At 65.9% G+C, this 328-nt stretch carries 1 pseudogene; it reads left to right on the top strand.

The features are described from left to right. Positions 1 to 328: pseudogene (locus IH50_RS38515) on the top strand (alpha-1,4-glucan--maltose-1-phosphate maltosyltransferase); the annotation flags it as partial.

The following is a 328-nucleotide window of genomic DNA, read 5'->3' as shown; positions in this document are numbered from 1 at the left end:
GATGAAGACGGGGGTGCGGATCTTCCGCGTCGACAACCCGCACACCAAACCGGTCCTGTTCTGGGAACGGGTGATCGGCGAGATCAACCGCACCGACCCGGACGTGATCTTCCTGGCCGAGGCGTTCACCCGCCCCGCGATGATGCACACCCTGGCCCAGATCGGCTTCCAGCAGTCCTACACCTACTTCACCTGGCGCACCACCAAGCGGGAACTGACCGAGTACCTCACCGAACTGTCCGGGGAGGCCGCCTCCTACATGCGGCCCAACCTCTTCGCCAACACCCCCGACATCCTGCACGCCTACCTCCAGCACGGCGGCCGCCCC

It is taken from the genome of Streptomyces sp. NRRL S-37 (genome assembly GCF_000721605.1).
Taxonomy (GTDB): domain Bacteria; phylum Actinomycetota; class Actinomycetes; order Streptomycetales; family Streptomycetaceae; genus Streptomyces.
The sequence above is the reverse complement of the archived record's forward strand: the minus strand, read 5'-3'. Positions and strand labels throughout refer to the sequence as shown.